At 66.5% G+C, this 322-nt stretch carries 1 protein-coding gene; it reads right to left on the bottom strand.

From position 1 onward, the window contains the following. Window positions 1–78: 78 nt before the first annotated feature. Window positions 79–322: TipAS antibiotic-recognition domain-containing protein (locus NE591_RS13600; RefSeq protein WP_256156903.1), on the bottom strand; the 244-nt coding region annotated here is incomplete at its 5' end.

Below are 322 nucleotides of genomic sequence, written 5' to 3'. Positions count from 1 at the left end.
CTACCCGGGACCGACGCCATCGTACCTTGCGGCAAGCTCACCAGGGAACCCCAGGAAAACAGCGCATCGCTCAAAGCGTTATTGCTCGCCGCACCAAGCCACAAGTGCGACGCGCAGGAAGGCCGTCGCGCCTTCGCCTACCGAGCCGTCGTAGTAGGCCGTGAAACGCGGATCGGCCTCGTAGCCCTCGGCCAGGGCGGCATGGGCCGCTGGAGAATAGGTCCCCTCGCACCAGTGCATTTGCAGCCAGCGAGCGAGCATGGCGCACAACTCCCGAGCCGCTTCTCCTGTCGGGTCGCCCGTCGCCTTCGCCTGCACCAGC

The sequence above is a fragment of the Adlercreutzia sp. DFI.6.23 genome (assembly GCF_024462535.1).
In the GTDB taxonomy this organism is placed as follows: Bacteria; Actinomycetota; Coriobacteriia; order Coriobacteriales; family Eggerthellaceae; genus Adlercreutzia; species Adlercreutzia rubneri.
The sequence above is the reverse complement of the archived record's forward strand: the minus strand, read 5'-3'. Positions and strand labels throughout refer to the sequence as shown.